This window comes from Bacillus sp. es.036, assembly GCF_002563635.1.
Taxonomy (GTDB): domain Bacteria; phylum Bacillota; class Bacilli; order Bacillales; family Guptibacillaceae; genus Guptibacillus.
This window is the reverse complement of sequence record NZ_PDIZ01000001.1, coordinates 1,872,025-1,891,187: the sequence shown is the minus strand read 5'-3', so window position 1 is coordinate 1,891,187 and position 19,163 is coordinate 1,872,025. Positions and strand designations below refer to the sequence as shown.

Genomic DNA, 19,163 nt, shown 5'->3' with positions numbered 1-19,163 from the left:
AGTAACTTTTAAATGAGAATAAACGAGATAAAGAAAAACAGGTAGCTCACGATGAGCTACCTGTTTTTTTATTATCCTTCAATTTGTTTTTGAAGATGAATAATTCGCTGAGGAAGAATATATAAGTATTCAATTAATGAATCAAGTAGATCAATAATAAGATTTGCGGTTTCTTCGCTAGTCGCTTTTTCAAGGCAAAGGAGATCGTTCAGATTACTTCCTTTTCCAAGAAGCTGACCTAACTTTACAATCGGTTCTTCTAAATCAATTTGTTTTGCCAGCGTTTCGAGCTGTTTGGATAGCGGCTGTCCTAATTCATTCTCGGCTAGAAAACTGCCGGTAATGCTTTCGAGGACGCGATTAGCCATTACAGCTGTTGCCGTCCAGTCTTTCATATTATGTACATTTACGGCAGAGCGGTAAACACGTTCAAGGTCATCAGGCAGTCGAGCAGAACTCGTTAGTCTCCCGAGTGGTTCACGTGTAAAGGACGTTTGATGAACAAAAAGTTCGACTTCCTCACCTCGATCACCGTGAGAAGTTTTAATTAGAATGAAGAGCACCGCTTCTTTACAAATGGAACAGCGAGAAAGCGTTGAGAACACGGCCTGGTTAATTTGATAATCAAATTTCAATTGAAATGAGGCATCATTTCCACATTCAGGACATTCTGTATTCGCTGATTTTGGAAGCTTCGTTTGTCCATATTTTACAACCGAATTAATGGTCGTCTGCTGTATCTTTCTCATCATATACCCCCTGGATCGATTTTGAGCAACTTGTTGTCAATCGAATTGAAACGCTAATTCCTGTAATATATTGTTTGAATTATTAAAAATCACACCATCAACTTATAATGTTCGCCCTTATTGGAAATATAAGGGGGTTTGAAAGCGTTAATGTGATTGATAAACCAATAATCGAGCAAAAGTCCTTTTCTTAAAAGAGTAATATATACCCAAAATTGTGAAAATATTGACAGGTGTACCTGACGAATCCTACACTAGAGTGAAATGAACGATAGGAGGTATCACTATGGAACAAGCCCGTCTATTTTGGAGTTATTTTTGGAAAGAACATCATCGTGCAAAGAATCTCTTAACATTCGCTTCTTCACACACGCCTGAAATCCCTTCCCAAAGTTCACAAAAAAATCCTACGCTTACATCAGGGCCTGGGCCAGCCTACGACAAGAGAAAGATAACTGGGTTAGTTTTAGGGCCGGCTTTATTTCTTTGTCTTATGCTCTTTTTTCATCCGAACGGTCTTTCGGAAGCTGGTTTGGCCGTATTAGCAAGTACCGCATGGATTGCAACGTGGTGGATAACAGAAGCTATCCCGATCCCTGCAACATCTCTCTTGCCACTCATCCTATTTCCGCTAACGGGTGCACTCGAAGGTGATTTAACAGCATCTGCCTATGGCGACAATACGATATTTCTTTTTATGGGTGGTTTTTTGATTGCGCTTTCAATGCAGAAATGGAATTTACATAAACGCATTGCTCTTTTTATTATATCAGCAATCGGAACGAGTACGGAGAAAATTGTACTTGGCTTTATGGCGGCGACAGGTTTTTTATCGATGTGGATTTCAAATACCGCAACCGCTATGATGATGGTACCTATTGGACTTGCGGTGATTTATCAGGTGTCAGAACAGCTTGATCTGGATACGGAAGAGGGAGCTCCGAGATTTAATTTCGGAAAAGCAATTATGTTAGGTATTGCTTATAGCGCTTCGATTGGGGGTCTTGCGACATTAATTGGAACGCCACCTAATACCATTTTTGCAGCAGTTGTGAATGAACTTTATGGCATTGAAATTTCATTTGCTCGCTGGATGATGTTTGGTGTACCGTTAACCGTTTTACTTTTAATTGGATGTTGGTATTACCTAGTGAAAATGGCTTTTCCAATGAACATTAAAGAATTACCAGGTGGAAAAGAAGTTATCAATAAGGAAAAGACTGATCTAGGAAAAATGTCGGTAGAAGAAAAAGTTATTTTATTGATTTTTTCATTAACAGCACTTGCGTGGATTAGTCGTTCATTTGTTCTAAGTGAGCTTAATCCAAACATCAATGATACGATTATTGCGATGACAGCAGCGGTTTTATTGTTTCTTATTCCTGCACCTTCGAACAAAGGATCGTTTTTGTTGGACTGGAATACCGCGAAAGGGTTGCCGTGGGGGATTCTCTTACTCTTTGGGGCCGGACTCGCAATTGCTTCTGGATTTCAAGAATCAGGACTTGCGAAGTGGATTGGTGAGCAGCTAACCATTCTTGAAGGTATCCACTTATTTGTTATTTTACTTCTTGTCACGACGCTCGTTATTTTCTTAACAGAAATTACATCGAACACGGCGACAGCAACAATGATGTTTCCAATAATGGCATCTTTGTCAGCAGCGATTGGTGTACATCCGTATGCTTTAATGATTGGGGCAGGCATTGCATCAAGTTGCGCATTCATGCTTCCAGTTGCTACGCCACCAAACGCAGTCGTGTTTGGGTCGGGGTATTTAAAGATTCCTGACATGGCACGAGCAGGGTTCTGGCTTAACGCAACATCTGTTGTAATCATCACGGTAGCGATTTATTTTTATATGCCAATCGTGTGGGGCATCGATCTAACGCAAATTCCTACTAAATTTAAATAAACAGATAAAAGAATAAAGGTGATGATACAGTGGTCGATCAAGTAAATAGGGAGCAGCGTTATACATCAAAGGATGCAGGGTTTTGGCGAGCAGCAGCTAGTCTTGGTTGCGGGGCATTGCTGATTTTTTCTTCCTTATATGCTTTTCAACCGCTGCTTCCTATATTTGTAAAAGAATTTCAAATAACGCCTACAACATCAAGTCTACTGATGTCTTTGCCGGTGATCACAATGATTCCCGGTCTTCTTATTCTTGGGTTTGTATCAGATCGCTATGGCCGAACATTGGTGATGAAAGTATCGCTGCTTTTTGTTCTAGGATTACTACTTCTAATGCCGTTGATGAATTCGTTTCTACTTCTTTTAATCCTTCGATGTGTCCAGGGATTTTTTCTTGCAGGTATACCAGCATCAGCAATGGGCTATTTAGCGGATGAAGTTGAGCCTTACAACATCGGCCTAGCCACAAGTATTTACATTGCTAGTAATGCAATGGGAGGCCTTAGCGGCCGCGTTACAACAGGTTATTTGACGGATGTATATAGCTGGAAAATAAGTTTGCTCTCTCTTGCGACTTTTGGACTTGTCGTAACGGTGTGTTTTTACTTGCTTTTGCCTGCTTCTCGTTTTTTTAACGGGGGGAGTAGAAGTATGATTCATGATATGAAAGGAATGTTCGTCCATCTTAAAGACAGGCGATTGTTGTCTCTCTTTACACTTGGTTTTCTCATTCAAGTGATCTTTACAGGTGTTTGGACCTATTTGCCCTTCTACTTGGAAGCAGAACCTTTTACACTTTCGTTGAAATGGATATCGTTTACTTATTTTGCGTATATCCTTGGGGTGGTTTCTCCTCCCATTGCTGGAAGAATTTCTTCAAGTATCGGTCTTCGACGAACGATGATCATCGGGCTATTCACACTACTAGTAGGAGTCGTCCTAACCATTCATCAATCAATAACGTTTGTCATGATTGGGCTTTGCATCATTTGTGCTGGTTTTTTTATCGCGCATTCAATGGCATCTGCTTCCGTAGCTAAGACAGCCGAACATCACAAAAGTGGAGCCTCAAGCTTTTATTTAATTAGCTATTATGCAGGTGTCGCTGCAGGCAGTTCAGGTGTTGGTGTATTGTGGGACCGTTTTGGGTGGGGTGGAGTAGTAAGTTTGCTTGTGCTCGTCGTACCGCTCCTTGCAATGTTTTCACAAAAACAAGTTTCAAAACGATATCGAAATAATGATTTACGAGAGGAGAAGGCAAGATGAACGTGAGGCAGGCGAGGAGGGGTGATGAGCTAGGAATCACTCTTTTACTTTCAGATATGGGCTATGAAACATCTGTACATGAAGTGCAAGATCGACTGGTACCGATTATGAATGACGATCTGTATGTCACCCTTGTAGTCGAAGAAAAAAAGGAACTAGTAGGGATGCTTGGCATGCATTATGAACGTTCGTATGTCGCTAATATTCTTATCGCAAGAATTATTACGATGGTAACAGCAGAAAAATATCGCCAGCAAGGAATCGGAAGGAAGTTAATTCGTGAAGCTGAGAAGTTGGCCAATGAGAAAGGGGCTTCCACAGTTGTGTTAAACAGTGGGAACCGCGAAGAACGAAGAGCTGCACATCAATTCTATGAAGCGTGTGGTTATTTGGGAAAATCAACAGGGTTTTATAAGTCGCTTGGCTAAATAAAAAAAGCCTTCCGCGTAAAAGCGGAAGGCTAATAACATTATCTTCTAGTAAATCCTTCTTCATCAAGGTATTGAACCGCTTCATTTCGAGAAGGGAATGTGCCATCAAGAATATCGCCAGCGTAGACATTCCATAGCTCGAGTTCAGGCTCGTACATTAATTCAAGCGTTTGATCTTCATCGTTTACCCATGTTTGGATTTCGATGTCTGACCCAGGAAGGACAGAAAGAGACTGGATGGACTCACCTATGATTTTTCGAAGCTCATTGCTTGAGAAATCACGAATGTTAACCATACCTCTTTCATCTAATGGATATCCTTCAATAAGGTCGCCAAATACATAGCCGTTCCCATTCGGATGAAGATGATAAACAACATTTTTCTTATCGATAACCGCTTCTTCATAGTGAAAGTTCACACGTCCAAGCGAAACGTCTTTTCGGGTCAGTTCAGGAAAGGATGATTCAATAATCTCTAGTTTTTCTTCAAAAGTTAGCATAATGCCTCCATGTGCTTCAGTAGTATTTCTAGTTTAAACAGTAAAATTAGGTTTCAAACGTACTGCACTTTATCTTATCATGGGTTCTCACAAATTTGTATGATTTGTCTGAAGTTCATGAAGAAAATTCGCTATTTCTGATTTGTTTTGTAAAAGAATAATCTTTTTTTCGGGAGAAGTTTGTTGAATCTCTTCAAATCTCTTTTTCATCTTTTCCTTACGAGGATAGTAGGTTGTCCAAATAAATGTTAAAAAAGACCATTCCATTTTTTCGTTACACCCTTTGCCCATATCAGATCGTGTCTTCCCGATATGAGTGATCCAGCGTTTTAAAACCCGATAAAGACAAAGGAGTCGCGGGGCATGTATGTAAATAATCGTATCAGCTTGCGCCACTCGGATATCATGGGAGTTGCTATAATTTCCTTCGATAATCCATCTAGAAGTTAAAGCAATCTTCTCCTGGGAAGTGCGAAACTCATCAAGACTCGCTTCAATCCAACCCGGTTTCCAAAACAGAGCGTCGAGGTGGTAAACCTCATAGTCTAGAATTTCACCGAGTTTCTTTGCAAATGTCGATTTACCTGCTCCTGCTGAAGCGCCCATTACCATAATCCGGTTCACATTCGTGCCTCCCTTAAGGTAGTGCGTTCCTTCAAAAGTTTACCAAAAAATGAATGGATAAGTAAGAATTGCTTTGTGAAATAAGGAGATAACGTACTTTTGTTTTAACCGTTAGTTCTAAAATCAGCTTTCAATAAGCTGATTCCGGATTTTGAAAAAAGCAGATTCCGTAAAATGTTAAAATTAGAATTAAGTATTGATAAGTGAATCAGATGTAGAAGGAATTTCTAAAGTATGTTCCCAAGGTCTCATAATTAAGTGAAGGGTTTATTGTCATAAACGAATGAAAACTCATTATTGTACTAGGAGCTTAACTAATGATACTAGATAACGAGAACGGGCTATTACTTATCCGTAATGACCAATTAGGTGAGCGGATTTGGAGAAGTGATGAATGTTATAAATTAATCTTTTCTCCATTCGGGAGAGGATCTTATCAAACAAATCATGGTGACATCTCCATTGATAAAGGAGAATTTCTAATATTTAACCCATATGAAGATCATAAACAACTTAGGGCTACAAATGAGAAATTTCTCGTGGAGATAAAGCAATCTTTGTTACAAGAGACAGCTGATCAATTAGGCATTACAGCAACATCCCCTGAATTTACTTTGCTTTCTTATAAACATCCTCAAATAAGACAATGGATGATTTTTGTTAGAGATTTCTTATCGCTAAATGAAGGGGCTGGATCAATTACCAATCAGTTTTTTCTAGATAACAGCTTGACCCAGCTTTCCATTATGATGCTTCAATATGGTGCAGGGTCTCATCAAATTGACTTTCCAAGTATCAGTAGTAAAGCGATAATTAATGATGTTACAAATGCCCTTAAAGAAAGCTATAGCGAGGACTGGACACTGGACGAGATGGCCCAGGTTGCAAGATTAAATAAATATCAATTTGCTCACCTTTTTAAAGAAGAGCTAGGTCTCTCTCCTTATTCTTGGTTGCAACTATACCGTCTATTAAGAAGTCAATACGCCTTATTACATTCCAATGACTCAATTCTTTCGATCGCTCTTAATCATGGGTTTAAAAGTGTCTCTTCTTATAACCAGTTATTTAAGAAAATGTATTGGAAGACGCCAACAGAATTTCGCCGGATTCACGGTTTTAATAAGTAAAACTCCAATACTTAGAATGACAATGAGTAACCCACTACCAATCATTAAGTGTTGAATTGAAATGAACATGACTAAGAATCCGTACACTCCTAAGGAAATGGTGTTAGAAAAATATAATAAGACAGCATTGGAACTAAAGGCGCGCCCCATTTTCTCTTCTGGCACAAGTGTCTGAAGAAGACAGACGCGAGCTAGTCCAGCAATAGGCAGCCCTATACCTACGATAGCGCAACCAATAAAGAAATGCTTAATATCATATAAGAGTCCGTAGTATGTAATTCCTGTACCCCAAATCAACGCTCCAATTAAGTAGAGGCGAAGAGTCATTCTTTTAATCAAATAGGGCAAAACGATATTTGTGAAAATAACAACGCCACCAAATACTCCTTGTAAAATGCTATATAATTCTTCACTTTGTTCACTCATTTCTGATAATGCAAGCAAAAGTCCTACTTCCCACACCCAGGTGTTGAAAAAAACCGTAACAAAAGTAAAAAGAAATAGTTGTCTGACAGTAGAGTGCGCCTTCGCCCAAGAGGTAAACTCGAGAATTGAGCGATACACACCTCTAATCGTTTTATTAACAAGTGGTTTAGGGTTCTTCAAGTGTATTTTAAAGATGAAAAAGGCGCTAACAGCATAGGTTATTGCGTCTAAGGTGAAAAAGTGTATAGCACCAAAGGTGTTTAATAACCATAGAGTGATAAATGGACTTAAGACCGTTACTCCTCGAGTTAATGTATCATATAAACTGTTCGCATTCGTTCGTTCTTCTTCCGTCGTTATAGAAGGTAGTACAGATCGATGGGTCGGGTTAAAGAAACATCCTATACTCTGGATCAGAAAGCTTACGATTAATAGATATGTGTAAGTAAGTGCATCCAAATAATGCAAAAATACGATAGAAAGAATGAATGGGATGCGAGCTAGGTCCAGATAGACTAATAATTTTTTCTTAGGTAACCAATCAGCCATAACACCACCTATTAATCCAAAAAGAAGGTATGGTAAGGTCTCAGCCATAGCCATTCCTGTAGTGTGAAGATTGGAACCAGTTGAATCGTACGCTAAAAATAAAAAAGCCATTCCGGAAAGAACATCGCCAAGTCGAGAGATTCCTCCAGCAAGTAAGTAATACCGTATATTTTTGTTTCGCCATAATCTTTTGTACATTTTTATCACCTCATCCCTTATTTTAAGAAGAAATAAAGTGAGCTTCTGTCTGATTATTGCTATAAATAGAGACAATATTTATATGAAGAAGCATATTTTAAATAAGGGTTTTCATTAATAAGAGATGGATTGCAATAAACTATACCACTCTTCTAGTTCTTTACTTTTAGGACATCTAACTTCCTTAATATATCTCTCAAAAATTCTAATGCTCCACTTCCATTAGCTGCGTTCACCATTAGATTGAAGCTTATCTGCTATCAGATAGGCTCTTTTAAATTGAAATAACGAATCAAACCTAAGGTGCCAATTTATGAAAGTTGGTATCAAAAACTTGAATAGGTTACTAGAAGAGGAGTAACATGTTATTTGTTGATAAACACCAATTGCAATTGGCTTCTAGTTGTAACAATACTGGTTACTATTAAAGTGAGATATAAGATGTGAAAAAATTAAAAGTAGAATTTATTACAGTAAGGGGAGTCACGATGGTAACAAAGCCAAAGGCTATTTTCTTAGATATGGACGGTACGATCTTAAATCACAACAACAAGGTAAGTGGACTTACGAAACAAATTATTGATGAGTTACGAAATAATGGACTCTATGTTTTTATCGCGACAGGCAGAGCTGCAGATGAAATAAGCGATCTTGTACCAGATGGATTCCAGGTCGATGGGATCATCTCTTCAAATGGAATGGCCGGGTATGTTGAGGGTAAGGCCATATTTGAACATTCACTCCCTCTTGAATTAGTAGAAAAGGTTATCGAAAAAGCGAGAGAACATAAAGTTTATTATGAACTTTTCCCATATGGAGCGGACCGTATCGCTTTACAACAAGATCGTATATTTATGGAAGATGAAGTTAAAGATCCAAAGCCAGAAAGTGTTGGGCTTAATGAATGGCTTTCACGTCAAGAAGCGATCAAAGAAGCTATCGACTGGAAAAGTCAGATCGAAGGAAATAAGTTTTCTAAATTCTATTTCTTCGCTAGAAAGAAAGAGAATATCAATCGATGGAAAGATGAGTTAGAAAAAATAAAGCAAGATATCGATTTTACAACCTCAATTTCTTCTGCTCATAATGTTGAAGTAATGGTAGCAAATGTGAACAAAGCCACTGGAATTAAGGAAATGTTACACTATTTTGATTTGTCGGATGTAGAAACGTTGGCGGTAGGGGATAGCAACAACGATTTACCGATGTTCCAGTTTGTTGATTATGCAGTAGCAATGAAAAATGCATCGGACCAAATAAAAGAAATCGTCGACGATGTAACGGAATTTACATGTGATGATGATGGAGTCTATCATTATTTAAAGTCTTTAATCGTTCCATCGTCAATAAAAAGCACATGAAGCAAGACTGAGTCAAAAGCAAAAAAAGCTATATATCTCTCTTCTAATAAAAAGGAGCTTATCTTAAATAAGGTAAGCTCCTTTTTACGTGAAAAAGATTGAGATATCCCTACTGATTTGAAATAATTGGTAGGGGAGCACTAGAAATTTTTGCGAGATACGTTAACAAAGATTTCAATTAAAGTTAGTTGCATTTTGAGAGTGTAGGATTGTGTCTTTTGACTATAAAAGAAAAACTAGTAGGGGTACTTTCTGGCTTGCTTTAGCTGTCATTCTATTAGTTATTTGGATAATAAAGCTATCGTTTTTACCTAAGCTTGGCTTACTATTTCCTCAAAATATAAAAAATCGAAATGGAGGTTGGAAAATGGACTCATTACAACTCATTGTTTCTAAAGCTAAGGAGCTAGTACAAACGAGATCCCCTGAATGTGAGGCTGCTTTTCTAGCTGGAAGCGTTGTTCGAGGGGAAGCGACAGCTACATCTGATCTTGATATAGTCGTCTTTGATTCGTCGGTAACTGTTTCGTATCGGGAGAGCTTTTTCTATGAGGGGTGGCCGGTCGAATGGTATGTTCATAATTTAGAAAGCTATTATGCCTATTATGAAAGTGACTGCATCCGAGCAAAACCATCACTTCCGAAAATGGTGTCTGAAGGCGTCATCCTTAATGACAAGGGGAAGGCAAAAGTACTTCAGGATGAAGCGAGAATGATCCTGAAAAAGGGGCCGTCTCCATGGGAAGAAAACGAGATGACGCTAAAACGCTATTTTCTTACAGATGTACTAGAAGATTTTATTGGCGCTACCGATCGAGGGGAAGAAATGTGCTGTGCAGCTACTCTTGCAGAGCAAGTTCATGAATTCATTCTTCGTACGAATAAACAGTGGATCGGCTCATCTAAATGGATTGTCCGTGCATTAAGAAATTATGATCAAACACTGGCGGATAGGTTTGTCCAAGTGTTTGATCATTATTATGAAACACGTGAAAAGGAAAGCGTCATTACGTTCGTTGATGACGCTTTACACCCATATGGTGGTCGCTTGTTTGAAGGATTTTCATTAGGGAAATAGTCTTATCGCTTCCTGGAAATCAAAGGAGAAATCGTTAGGACGCATGCGATTAAAATAAGAAGGTAGATTGGACTTAACCAAATTGAGTAGATAGAGCCGGCGTTACCGGTAACGAAACCAGTATCGATGGTAAGCGTAGTTAATGTCAATTCAACAGGATTTTCTGCTTCAATAGAGAATGCAGGCAGATATAAATTTGGTTTCGTAATACGATAAATAAGATAAATAAGAGAGATTATAAGAAGAAAATTTGCAATTACTAATCTTTTCATAAGCGTCTCCTTTTGCTAGGGATTGGATAAAAAGCGGTTATGTGCTCCTTATTATACTAGGGTTGGGCTGTTAGCGGTATGCAGAGTGACGAAACGAAAATATTGATTTCTTAAGAAGAATAATGTAAACCACTGTGGAGAAGCTTACAAATTCTATGAAGCCTCCATTTCGAACGGCTTACCTCCACCTATGTTATGATCAAAATAGTAGATTAATAAGGTGGGAGGTTTCTGTTTGAAAGGATTCAATCTAATAACCTTCCTTTTCATAATAGGAATTGGTCTTATCTTCATCAACTTCAAGGAAGATCTAGAGGGAATGTTTATTCAAAAGGATGTTCCTTTGCCAACGGAGCTTAATCCAACGGTAAGTGAAGCAAAAGATACGTTGATCAATCGAGCTGCCGCAAAGGGAGTTGAGATTGTGATTACAGCTGCACACCGAACGAAAGAAGAACAGGATGCTCTTTATGAAAAAGGACGGTCAACGGAAGGACAAGTCGTTACAAATGTTGCCGGCGGCGGTTCTTATCACAATTATGGTCTAGCGATCGATTTTGCTTTGAAGTTAGATAATGGTGATGTTGTATGGGATATGGAGCGAGACGATAACGAGAATGGAAAATCAGATTGGATGGAAGTAGTCGCTATTGCGAAAGATCTTGGTTTTGATTGGGGAGGAGACTGGAGTAGTTTTAAAGACTATCCTCACTTACAAATGGATTTTGGTTTAACGATGCGCCAATTGCAAAATGGTCAAAGACCTAGTGAAAGTGAGTATGCGACAAACTAGCGAGAGGATAGTGTTATGAAAACTAGGAAGGCTGTTGGGGCAATTGTTACGCACAAAAACCGGTTTCTCATCGTTCGCAAAGTCACGATAAACACCAGAATGGGGAAAGAGCTTCAAAATGGAATGTGGGATTTCGTTAAAGGTGGCGTTGAAGACGAAGATGAAACAGTCGAAGCTTCAATGAGAAGAGAGTTATTAGAAGAAACGGGATCCGTCGCCTACACGTTAAAGAAGCGATTTAATGAAACGATCTCATTTGCATTTCCAGAAAACATTCAAACGAAAATCGGTTATTATAACCAAATAACGACGATGTTTCATTTCGAATATGTTGGCGACGGTAAGGACCTTGAAGCGAATGACAAAGAAATTAATCAAATTTGTTTTGTTCATGAACAAGCGTTATTAAGCCTTTTAGAACACGAGGAATCAAAAGAGTTTGTCACTAGAAACAGGAGTCAAATCATAAGCGAGAAATAAATGAAAAGATTTTTAGAAAAAAAGGTTTAGGTATTTCAAAAAGGGGTAAATTTAAACTAACATAATTTTCCCCCTTTTGTACCGTCCGTTAAATCGGGCGGTACTTTTTTTGATTACGTTTAAACAAAGTAAAGACAAAGAATGCTCAGTGTTTGAGATCATCAATTAGCTTAAAAAGAGTTTTTAGCAGTTTAAGAATTTTGCATTCTTGAAAGTTTGAGAGGTTATCGATAGGATAAGGGAAGCAAACTAACAACGGGAAAGTAGACGAACTGATCACATTCTCTCATCGTTCGCCTATAGGATAGGAGAATAACATGTGGAATACTAGACTGTTTCAACATATTTACGTTTTTTATTTATTCGTTTTTCTATTGGATGTGATCCACCTCTTTTGGTCAAACGCTTCTCTTTATACAACAATTGGACTATTAGCAATAGTGATGATCGTCATTAATTTCAAAGAAGCGGATCGTGTTTTTAAAATACTTGGCACTATTCTTTTAAGTGCAGGAGGCTTTTTTTATTTTTCAAGCGATATTAGTATCGTTAAGATTCCATCCTTTTTCGCAGAGAATATAGGGTTGTTGTTTCTTTTATCCATGCTTCCATGGATGAATAGCGTTGTAAAAGCCGGGAGATATAATAAGTTATTGCAAACATTACTCGGGGGCAATGTGAAGAAAATGGGAGATTTATATGTGCGGGGAGAAGCGACTATGGTTTCTTTGGCTGCCTTTTTGAATTTATCGTCCGCAACCATTTCTCAAGATCTGTTAAAAAATCAATTAAAAAAATCCAAAACAAACGTCAGAAACCGTTTTATCGCCATGTCGACGTTAAGGGGGTATTCTCTAGCGTTACTTTGGAGTCCTTTGGAAATTTTACTCGCTACATCAATCTTTATTACAAATGCTAATTACTTAGAAGTGTTACCTTGGATGTTGCTTATTGCTTTATTAGGCTTTGCGCTTGATTCTATTATTGGAAAAATCACCTTTCGAAACGAAGTGGTAGAAGAGGTTGGGACGCCTACAAAGTTAGGAGCAAGTAGTAAGAAGAAGTTAATGGAATTTATCGTGGCGCTGGTTCTGTTCTTAATGGTTGTCGTTTTTTTAACCAATGTTATTCAATTCAACTTTTTGTTTGCCGTTACGATCGCCCTTTTTCCCTTTGCGTACATTTGGGCATTATTGTTGAAACGAAAAAGAAGTTTCTTTCAAATTGGCTGGCCCAATTGGAAAAGGCAAACAAACCATTTACATAATTTCATTGTTTTACTGCTAACGCTATCTTTTTTCACAGAAACGTTAAACGCGTCTCCATACCTACGATATTTACAGGACCCCCTTGTGGCACTTGAAGGGCATCAAGTTTACATTATGCTTTTCATACAGGCTACTTTTTTAATAATGACATTATTAGGCGTTCATCCCATTGCAACAATGGGGATCTTTGGCGGCGTAAGTGAGTTGTTGTTAAGTGCTTTTCCTTCTGTTACGTTAACGATTCTGCTCGCCAGTAGCGCGATCGCAACCGTTCCATCAGCTCCTTATGGCCTTATCGTTACACTAACTTCCGTAGGGTTGAAAATGAATCCTTATAAAATTGTCTTGAAAAACATCTCGTATAGTTTGATGTGTGGTTTTATCGGCGTTTTGATCGCATACTGTACTTTATTTCTTTATTAGAAGGGGAGGTGTAGAATGAAGTTTCAAGAGCAGTTTGTTCAATCCGTTTGTTTTTATTTTAAGGAAGAAGGAAAAGTATGGCTACAGAAATTACCGGAAATCATCCGCTATTGTGAACAAAAATGGTCTCTGAAAATGGAGGATCCTTATCATCTCTCGATCAACTATGTTGCTCCAGCTAAGCTGGAGAGTGGAAAAGAAGTTGTGGTGAAACTAAGTATACCCGGAGCAGACTTTCTTGATGAACTGGAATCTTTGCGCTTGTTTACTCATCATGGGATGATTAAAGTTATTGCCTTTGATAAAGAAAAAGGTATTATCATTTTAGAAAAGTTATCTCCTGGTCACACGCTTGCGACAGTAGAAAACGATGAGCAAGCCTGTCGCGAGGCTGGATTAGTGATGAAAAAGTTCTCTATACCTGCTCCTAGTAAGACTCGGATTCAAACAACAGCTGTTAGAGAGAAGTCGCTTCGAGATACTGTAGTGCAGAATGTGGATGGATATGGACCACTTTCTTCGCATGTCCTTAGGACTTCACTAAGCCTTTTTACAAAACTGAATCAATCAATCGCTCAGTACAAGTTATTACACGGAGATTTTCATCACTACAATGTACTTGCTTCAGGAAACGCTTGGATTGCAATTGACCCAAAAGGGTTAATAGGGGAAGTTGAGTATGATTTGATTCAATTTCTTTTGAATCGGCTTCCGGAGAAAGACGTCTATGAAGTAACCAAAAACCGGGTAGACATCTTAACAAAGGATCTTAATCTAGATAAGGAGCGTTTCCTACTTTGGGGCTATTGCCATACGGTACTGGCTACATCATGGACAGTAGAAGGCGATAACTATAATAAGCGTTTTTATCAAATGATTGAGATTTTTGAGAAGTTGTATATAAAAACGTATGGAATAGAAGTAGGCCAGTATGCGAGATGAAGTAGTGGTAAATAGATTTAAAAAGCTCAGAGCGGTTCGCTCTGAGCTTTTGTATGGTGAAACTTATCGTTTTTTAGGTTTAAAAGGCCACCAAATGCCATTCCCAAATGATACCACAACAGCAGGAATGAGAAGAGGTAGAACGATTAGACCGTAAAGTAACAATCCGGTAATAACAATTGTAGCAATTTGCATTAAGCTTAGTACACCAGAAGGCATCATTGCACCAAATGTACCTGCTAATATAATTGCAGCAGTGATGACAACCGTACCCATTTTAGCCATGGATCGATGCATGGCTTCCATAATGCCAATCGAAGCTTCTTCATTAAATCGGTCAAGTAGGAAAATTGAATAGTCGACTCCAAGCGCTATAAGCATAACAAAACCAAAGAATGGAACGGCCCACGTTATTCCGTCATAGCCTAGTAGATTAATAAAGATTAATTCAGAAATCGCCATTGATGTAAAGTACGTAAGTAGAAGTGATCCAATCATCACAATCGGCATAATCATGGAGCGGAAAAGGACAGTTAGGATAATAAATAAACCAACAAGCATGATGATAACCGTTCTTGTAAAATCACTCGTTGAAATGTCTGATAAGTCGCTATTAATACTTGAAACCCCGCTATAAGCAACAGTAGCATCTTCAAGTGGTGTTCCGTCGATTGATCGTGAGATGGTCTCTTTTATTTCACGAACGGTTTGAATGGCCTCAGTTGAATAAGGATCTTCGTTTAAGATCACTTCAAGTGTAACGGCCTTTTGTTCATCGAACGCATACCGTTCAATGGCTGGTTCAAACTCTTCATTATCAAGCGTACCTTCTGGAATGAAAACACCCGTGTCTCGAAGTGCGTTCGAATTCCCCATATTGGTTACCAAATCTGCTGCGTCCTGTAAGCCGTTCTTTATTTCATTCAGTCCATCAATTGATGACCCAACACCTTTTGATAGATCCGAAATGCCACCGCTTAGTTCAGAAACCTGACCTGACTGACCTTGCAGATCGGAAGAGGCACCAGCAAGCCCTTGTTGAATTTGTCCAAGTTGCTGTTGAACCTGACCGAGCTGCTCTGAAGCTGCAACTACATTTTGTGATTGTTGAAGCCCTTGTGATATGGCACCAAGCTGATCATTCACTTGCCCTAATCCGTTTACTGCCTCTTCAAGTCCTCCAGCGTTACTACCAGAAGGGATTTGACCGTTAATTTGGTCCAATCCGTTTTGTACTTCTGTTAATCCGCTTTGAACTTCATTTAGTCCACTAGTTGCTTCATTTAGACCATCGGCAACCTGGGAAAGTTGTGAATCAATATAGAAATCATCAATAACCTCTCCGGCAGGTCTTGTAATTGATCTAACAGAATCCACGTCTTCATTTTTCTCAATGTCATTGCTGATTGTTTCGATATAAGGAAGCAGTTCTTCAGTTACAATCGCTTCATCTTGCTGAAGGATCACCTTTACAGGAAGCGAATCTCCTTTACCAAAGCCTTCCTCAATCGCATCAAGGCCTTTCACAGATTCATAGTCACTACCAATCTCATTTACAGTATTAAACGACAGCTGATCGTCGTATGTGAAAAGGAGTGGAACCATAATAACGGCAACAACGAGCATCGACCAAATCGGTTTATTTATAGAAAAACGACCGAACCTGGTCCATAGTTTACTATCTTTATGAGACGCTGATTGTTTAGATGGCCAAAACAGCTTATCTTTTAGCAATGCCATAAAGAATGGAACAATTGTAAATAAAACGAGCATTAAGACAGCAATTCCGACAGCAACCCCAACAGCAGATTTAAAGATAGGGAAGTCAGCAAAGCCTATCGCAGCAAAACCAATGAAAACGGCTAATCCACTAATTAATAAAGTACGTCCGGCCGTCTTGTACGTATTTACAATCGCATCTTCAACAGAATGCCCCTCAGTTAATTCTTCTTTATATCTACTTAACAAGAGGATACAGTAGTCTGTGCCAATCCCGAATAAGACGGCAACTAGAAAAATTTGCGTATAATTGGATACAGGAAAACCAATCCAATCGATAAGAAACGCAACAATCGATTGACTAAGGAGATACGTAATACCAACTGCAAATAATGGGATAAAGGGAGTTGTAATGGAACGAAAAACAGCAAGTAATAAAACGAAAATTAAAGCCACAGTTATTATTTCAGTACGCTCAAGACCTTTCTGGGCGCTTTCGTTCACATCGTGATTAATGATCGCTTCTCCTGTGACATATGCCGTTGTATCATCTGGAAGCATGTCTTCCCGAATACGATTTGCTAAATCATTCACTTCTTCATCCGTGCCGTCCACCGTAATAGGCAATAGAACCGTTTGTTTATTTTCAGAAACGAGTTGTTCCGTCATTTCTTCACTTTCAAAAGGATCGAGCACACTTTTAATGAGGGATCCTTCTCCTTCAAGTTCTTCTGCAATAGAAGAAACCGTCTGTTGCGCTTTATCTTCGACGGGTTGATCATAAGTAAACACAACAGAAATCGTTTCATCTCCCGCACCGGCTTCCTCTAGTAAGTCTGCTGCGATTTTAGAATCAGCGTTTTCTGGTAGTTGAAACGTTCCGGCTTCTTCAGCTTGTTTTGTAAGGTTTGGGGAAAAAATAAACAAAACGGCGGTTAGCGCAATAAGCGCAATAGCAATTGGCCATTTGAATTTTAAAATTTGTCTCATTTTGCATCTCCTTCTGTTTTTAAAATTGAACTTAACTTGCGAAAGATACGCAAGAATTCATTTATTTCTTCTTCGTGAAAATCATTTAATACGATGTTTTCGACATGTTCATAGATAACTTCATTAAATAAAGCAACAACATCATTCCCTTTTTGCGTAAGCGTGATCGCTTTTCCTCTTAAATCCTTTTCTGAATCGACCGTCGTTAAAAGTCCTTTCGCTTCAAGTTTTTTGTGACGGTTGGAAATTGCGCTTTTATGTACACCTTGTAAGGCTGCGAGTTTTCCAGGTGAAATACGACCAGATTTCGAGATGATTTGAAGCATTTGGAGCTGTTCAGAAGAGTATTCTTCAAATAATTGATGTTCGAAAGATCGTATAATGCGCTCAGTTCCATACATAATGACTTCTTCAAAAAGCTCAACGGCTTCACATAATTTTTTATCCATTTAGTTACCTCCACTAGTTTACCGTCTAAACATTATTAGTTTACCCCCTAAACGAAGATGGTTGCAACTATTAAAGGTTATGGAGAAAAGGTAGCGAACTTCAACTAAATATTGTGAAGGAGTAGGATTAAAAGGAAAGTCTTGTGAAATAGTAAGAAATAATGAAAATTTACAGAATTTTGGAACAATAAACGTTGCATTAAAATGTTATCAATATTATGATAAAAGAAATAGAGAGACGTTCGCTAAAACGAAAGGGAGGAATGAGGATGAAGAGCACTGGTGTGGTAAGGAAAATTGATGAACTAGGCCGAATTGTCATTCCAAAAGAACTGCGACGTACGTTAGATATTAATGTGAAAGATCCTATTGAAATTTTCACAAGTGAAAACAAGGTCATATTACAGAAGTATCAAGCAGACATGGCCTGTATGATTACAGGTGAAATTCTAGACGATAACCAAACTTTCGGAAATGGTAACATTGTGCTCAGTCAAGAAGGGATGGCTTTACTACAAGAAGAATTGGAAATGAAATTAGGTAAGAAAAGAGAAGAAATGCTAAATGCCGAATAAGCGATCGTTACATCCCCTCCATAATCATGGAAGGGGATTTTTTTGAAGTTAGAAGGTGTAGAAGTGGAAGGAGTCTTTAAGGGCATGTGCGTCATGTCTTCCATAAGAAGCGTTGTTAATTTTACTTGATAAGATAGTAGGGCACCGTCAATAACGTAATTTCAATAGTACATCTCGAATGTGGGGATCTTCCATCATGGTGGATCCAAACTTTCGGGTGATTTCTGTTAGCGCAATATCATGATAGAAAAATTCAGTGAAGAAAGTAACGAGTGGTTTTGATTTCGTATGGATCGCTTGCCAATTCGCTTCTTCAATTCCAGCAAACAAAATTTCATGATGATCAATGACGACAATTCGACTTCGCTCCAGTTTTTGGTGATCTGTGTCTGGTATTAGTGTAGTAACATTTTTAAGGTTAGAATGTATCTCTCCTATTGTATGAATTTCCACAGATATCCCCTCAGCTTCTTTTTCCTCCAGTATAGAAAGGTGTTGCTCAATATCATCCGACCAACCAGAAAAGATAATCGAAGTAGATGATAAATGAAGGAGTTCTGAGACGAGGGAGTGAATGGACTGTTCTTCCTTAAGTGTCCACACACGATCATCAGCTTTCTTTTCACGAGATTGAATTGTCTTTAATTGGGTTATATTTTCGTTAAAGTCACGCTGAAGTTTCTTAATTGCTGATTCAAGTGGAAGAGGAGCATAGAGCCGTTTTTTTTCTGTTGTTGATTCCAATACCATTCCTTTTTCACTCATACGCCGCAGAACATCATACACTTTAGATCGTGGAACACCTGAACGTTTGACAATGGCAGTGGCGTCGAGAGCCTCATCGATTGTAATAAGTGCTTCATAGACCTGGCTTTCGTATTGCGTAAATCCAAACTGCTGTAGCATGTCACTATTCTCCTTGCTTCTACTGGTCATTTCTTTTAATGATAGCACAACCGTTTAAGGGGGTAAAAGCGACCTACATTTTCCTATTGCTTAATCACTTAAAAAGAGTTACCCTTTTAG

At 38.5% G+C, this 19,163-nt stretch carries 19 protein-coding genes; 11 read left to right on the top strand and 8 right to left on the bottom strand.

What is annotated here, in order from left to right; genetic code table 11:
• Positions 1-71 precede the first annotated feature (71 nt).
• Entirely contained in the window at positions 72-749 is a 678-nt protein-coding gene (locus ATG70_RS09685) for a hypothetical protein (protein ID WP_098444107.1), read from the bottom strand.
• A 286-nt stretch (positions 750-1,035) separates the two neighbouring features.
• On the opposite strand from ATG70_RS09685, the gene ATG70_RS09680 reads away from it, so the two are divergent.
• The 3 genes from ATG70_RS09680 to ATG70_RS09670 are packed head-to-tail and all read left to right on the top strand — an operon-like array spanning position 1,036 to position 4,357.
• Complete coding sequence (locus ATG70_RS09680) at positions 1,036-2,664, top strand: SLC13 family permease (protein ID WP_098444106.1); 1,629 nt, start codon at positions 1,036-1,038, stop codon at positions 2,662-2,664.
• 29 nt (positions 2,665-2,693) lie between these two features.
• Positions 2,694-3,929, top strand: coding sequence for an MFS transporter (locus tag ATG70_RS09675; protein WP_098444105.1), 1,236 nt, complete (start codon positions 2,694-2,696; stop codon positions 3,927-3,929).
• Positions 3,926-4,357 carry a GNAT family N-acetyltransferase gene (locus ATG70_RS09670; RefSeq protein ID WP_098444104.1) on the top strand — a complete coding sequence of 144 codons (432 nt, stop codon included), beginning with the start codon at positions 3,926-3,928 and terminating at the stop codon, positions 4,355-4,357. The genes ATG70_RS09675 and ATG70_RS09670 overlap by 4 nt, the downstream gene beginning before the upstream one ends.
• Positions 4,358-4,398: 41 nt before the next feature.
• Here the strand turns inward: ATG70_RS09670 and ATG70_RS09665 are convergent, their stop codons facing one another.
• Both ATG70_RS09665 and ATG70_RS09660 read right to left on the bottom strand, forming a co-directional pair.
• Positions 4,399-4,860 carry a hypothetical protein gene (locus ATG70_RS09665; protein ID WP_098444103.1) on the bottom strand — a complete coding sequence of 154 codons (462 nt, stop codon included), beginning with the start codon at positions 4,858-4,860 and terminating at the stop codon, positions 4,399-4,401.
• Positions 4,861-4,947: 87 nt separating this feature from the next.
• Positions 4,948-5,484: a topology modulation protein gene (locus ATG70_RS09660; protein WP_098444102.1), complete on the bottom strand. Its 537-nt coding sequence runs from the start codon at positions 5,482-5,484 to the stop codon at positions 4,948-4,950.
• A gap of 317 nt (positions 5,485-5,801) precedes the next feature.
• Between ATG70_RS09660 and ATG70_RS09655 the strand changes: the two genes are divergently transcribed.
• Positions 5,802-6,614, top strand: coding sequence for a helix-turn-helix transcriptional regulator (locus ATG70_RS09655; protein WP_098444101.1), 813 nt, complete (start codon positions 5,802-5,804; stop codon positions 6,612-6,614).
• On the opposite strand, the gene ATG70_RS09650 is transcribed toward ATG70_RS09655, so the two are convergent.
• On the bottom strand, positions 6,549-7,787 hold the full coding sequence (locus tag ATG70_RS09650; RefSeq protein ID WP_098444100.1) for an MFS transporter: 1,239 nt from the start codon (positions 7,785-7,787) through the stop codon (positions 6,549-6,551). The two genes, ATG70_RS09655 and ATG70_RS09650, sit on opposite strands and share 66 nt — an antisense overlap.
• 488 nt (positions 7,788-8,275) lie before the next feature.
• Here ATG70_RS09650 and ATG70_RS09645 point away from each other — a divergent pair, with 488 nt between their 5' ends.
• Positions 8,276-9,148: an HAD family hydrolase gene (locus tag ATG70_RS09645; RefSeq protein ID WP_098444099.1), complete on the top strand. Its 873-nt coding sequence runs from the start codon at positions 8,276-8,278 to the stop codon at positions 9,146-9,148.
• Positions 9,149-9,515: 367 nt separating this feature from the next.
• The gene (locus ATG70_RS09640) at positions 9,516-10,226 is read left to right on the top strand and encodes a nucleotidyltransferase domain-containing protein (protein WP_098444098.1); all 711 of its coding nucleotides are present in this window, start codon (positions 9,516-9,518) and stop codon (positions 10,224-10,226) included.
• 2 nt (positions 10,227-10,228) lie between these two features.
• Here ATG70_RS09640 and ATG70_RS09635 read toward each other — a convergent pair whose 3' ends face one another.
• Positions 10,229-10,498, bottom strand: coding sequence for a hypothetical protein (locus ATG70_RS09635; RefSeq protein WP_098444097.1), 270 nt, complete (start codon positions 10,496-10,498; stop codon positions 10,229-10,231).
• Between the two features lie 235 nt (positions 10,499-10,733).
• Here ATG70_RS09635 and ATG70_RS09630 point away from each other — a divergent pair, with 235 nt between their 5' ends.
• The 4 genes from ATG70_RS09630 to ATG70_RS09615 all read left to right on the top strand — a co-directional run bounded on the left by ATG70_RS09630 (position 10,734) and on the right by ATG70_RS09615 (position 14,404).
• Positions 10,734-11,291, top strand: coding sequence for a M15 family metallopeptidase (locus ATG70_RS09630; protein WP_257147655.1), 558 nt, complete (start codon positions 10,734-10,736; stop codon positions 11,289-11,291).
• A 15-nt stretch (positions 11,292-11,306) separates the two neighbouring features.
• Positions 11,307-11,771: an NUDIX hydrolase gene (locus ATG70_RS09625; protein ID WP_098444096.1), complete on the top strand. Its 465-nt coding sequence runs from the start codon at positions 11,307-11,309 to the stop codon at positions 11,769-11,771.
• Positions 11,772-12,088: 317 nt separating this feature from the next.
• Positions 12,089-13,462 carry a hypothetical protein gene (locus tag ATG70_RS09620; RefSeq protein ID WP_098444095.1) on the top strand — a complete coding sequence of 458 codons (1,374 nt, stop codon included), beginning with the start codon at positions 12,089-12,091 and terminating at the stop codon, positions 13,460-13,462.
• Between the two features lie 15 nt (positions 13,463-13,477).
• Positions 13,478-14,404 carry an aminoglycoside phosphotransferase family protein gene (locus tag ATG70_RS09615; protein ID WP_098444094.1) on the top strand — a complete coding sequence of 309 codons (927 nt, stop codon included), beginning with the start codon at positions 13,478-13,480 and terminating at the stop codon, positions 14,402-14,404.
• A 63-nt stretch (positions 14,405-14,467) separates the two neighbouring features.
• Here ATG70_RS09615 and ATG70_RS09610 read toward each other — a convergent pair whose 3' ends face one another.
• Both ATG70_RS09610 and ATG70_RS09605 read right to left on the bottom strand, forming a co-directional pair.
• Positions 14,468-17,113 carry an MMPL family transporter gene (locus tag ATG70_RS09610; protein ID WP_098444093.1) on the bottom strand — a complete coding sequence of 882 codons (2,646 nt, stop codon included), beginning with the start codon at positions 17,111-17,113 and terminating at the stop codon, positions 14,468-14,470.
• Complete coding sequence (locus tag ATG70_RS09605) at positions 17,110-17,562, bottom strand: MarR family winged helix-turn-helix transcriptional regulator (protein WP_098444092.1); 453 nt, start codon at positions 17,560-17,562, stop codon at positions 17,110-17,112. The genes ATG70_RS09610 and ATG70_RS09605 overlap by 4 nt, the downstream gene beginning before the upstream one ends.
• A 269-nt stretch (positions 17,563-17,831) precedes the next feature.
• Between ATG70_RS09605 and ATG70_RS09600 the strand changes: the two genes are divergently transcribed.
• Entirely contained in the window at positions 17,832-18,137 is a 306-nt protein-coding gene (locus ATG70_RS09600; protein WP_098444091.1) for an AbrB/MazE/SpoVT family DNA-binding domain-containing protein, read from the top strand.
• A 147-nt stretch (positions 18,138-18,284) separates the two neighbouring features.
• Here ATG70_RS09600 and ATG70_RS09595 read toward each other — a convergent pair whose 3' ends face one another.
• Complete coding sequence (locus ATG70_RS09595) at positions 18,285-19,043, bottom strand: TrmB family transcriptional regulator (RefSeq protein ID WP_098444090.1); 759 nt, start codon at positions 19,041-19,043, stop codon at positions 18,285-18,287.
• Positions 19,044-19,163: the final 120 nt, after the last annotated feature.

Excerpts from the sequence above, each read along its gene's own strand:
- ATG70_RS09685 (WP_098444107.1), bottom strand. The coding sequence starts at position 749 with ATGAGAAAGATACAGCAGACGACCATTAATTCGGTTGTAAAATATGGA.
- ATG70_RS09680 (WP_098444106.1), top strand. The coding sequence starts at position 1,036 with ATGGAACAAGCCCGTCTATTTTGGAGTTATTTTTGGAAAGAACATCAT.
- ATG70_RS09670 (WP_098444104.1), top strand. The coding sequence starts at position 3,926 with ATGAACGTGAGGCAGGCGAGGAGGGGTGATGAGCTAGGAATCACTCTT.
- ATG70_RS09665 (WP_098444103.1), bottom strand. The coding sequence starts at position 4,860 with ATGCTAACTTTTGAAGAAAAACTAGAGATTATTGAATCATCCTTTCCT.
- ATG70_RS09655 (WP_098444101.1), top strand. The coding sequence starts at position 5,802 with ATGATACTAGATAACGAGAACGGGCTATTACTTATCCGTAATGACCAA.
- ATG70_RS09650 (WP_098444100.1), bottom strand. The coding sequence starts at position 7,787 with ATGTACAAAAGATTATGGCGAAACAAAAATATACGGTATTACTTACTT.
- ATG70_RS09645 (WP_098444099.1), top strand. The coding sequence starts at position 8,276 with ATGGTAACAAAGCCAAAGGCTATTTTCTTAGATATGGACGGTACGATC.
- ATG70_RS09640 (WP_098444098.1), top strand. The coding sequence starts at position 9,516 with ATGGACTCATTACAACTCATTGTTTCTAAAGCTAAGGAGCTAGTACAA.
- ATG70_RS09635 (WP_098444097.1), bottom strand. The coding sequence starts at position 10,498 with ATGAAAAGATTAGTAATTGCAAATTTTCTTCTTATAATCTCTCTTATT.
- ATG70_RS09625 (WP_098444096.1), top strand. The coding sequence starts at position 11,307 with ATGAAAACTAGGAAGGCTGTTGGGGCAATTGTTACGCACAAAAACCGG.
- ATG70_RS09620 (WP_098444095.1), top strand. The coding sequence starts at position 12,089 with ATGTGGAATACTAGACTGTTTCAACATATTTACGTTTTTTATTTATTC.
- ATG70_RS09615 (WP_098444094.1), top strand. The coding sequence starts at position 13,478 with ATGAAGTTTCAAGAGCAGTTTGTTCAATCCGTTTGTTTTTATTTTAAG.
- ATG70_RS09610 (WP_098444093.1), bottom strand. The coding sequence starts at position 17,113 with ATGAGACAAATTTTAAAATTCAAATGGCCAATTGCTATTGCGCTTATT.
- ATG70_RS09605 (WP_098444092.1), bottom strand. The coding sequence starts at position 17,562 with ATGGATAAAAAATTATGTGAAGCCGTTGAGCTTTTTGAAGAAGTCATT.
- ATG70_RS09600 (WP_098444091.1), top strand. The coding sequence starts at position 17,832 with ATGAAGAGCACTGGTGTGGTAAGGAAAATTGATGAACTAGGCCGAATT.
- ATG70_RS09595 (WP_098444090.1), bottom strand. The coding sequence starts at position 19,043 with ATGCTACAGCAGTTTGGATTTACGCAATACGAAAGCCAGGTCTATGAA.